The organism is Morganella morganii, assembly GCF_041099235.1.
In the GTDB taxonomy this organism is placed as follows: Bacteria; Pseudomonadota; Gammaproteobacteria; order Enterobacterales; family Enterobacteriaceae; genus Morganella; species Morganella morganii_E.
The window spans coordinates 1-536 of record NZ_JBFZSO010000030.1 but is presented as its reverse complement, the minus strand read 5'-3'; the positions used below and the strand labels follow the sequence as shown (position 1 = coordinate 536).

Here is a 536-nt window from a genome sequence, read left to right as displayed (position 1 = left end):
AGCGATATCCTGCACCACGCCGATTTCGTTGTTCACGTGCATAATGGAAACCAGGATGGTGTCGTCACGCATCGCCGCTTCCAGTTCTTTCAGATCGATAATACCGTTGCTCTGAGGAGCAAGGTAGGTCACTTCAAAACCTTCGCGCTCGAGCTGACGGCAGGTATCCAGCACCGCTTTATGCTCAGTTTTGCTGGTGATGATGTGCTTGCCTTTTTTCTGATAAAAGTTGGCTGCACCTTTAATCGCCAGGTTATCGGATTCCGTTGCGCCGGAGGTAAAGACGATTTCGCGCGGATCGGCGCCGACCAGTTCGGCAATCTGATTACGGGCGATATCTACCGCCTCTTCAGCCTGCCAACCGAAACGGTGAGAACGTGAGGCCGGGTTACCAAAGGTCCCGTCCAGGGTCAGGAACTGCATCATTTTCTCGGCAACACGCGGGTCCACCGGCGTTGTTGCGGAGTAATCGAGGTAAATCGGTAATTTCATTGCTCTTAAACTCCGTACATCACTCAATGCAAGGAACCAGGCAA

1 pseudogene is annotated in these 536 nt (G+C 52.4%); it reads right to left on the bottom strand.

Annotated elements, in window-relative coordinates:
• A pseudogene (iscS, locus tag AB7038_RS18110) lies at nt 1–492 on the bottom strand (cysteine desulfurase); the annotation flags it as partial.
• Between the last annotated feature and the right edge of the window lie 44 nt (nt 493–536).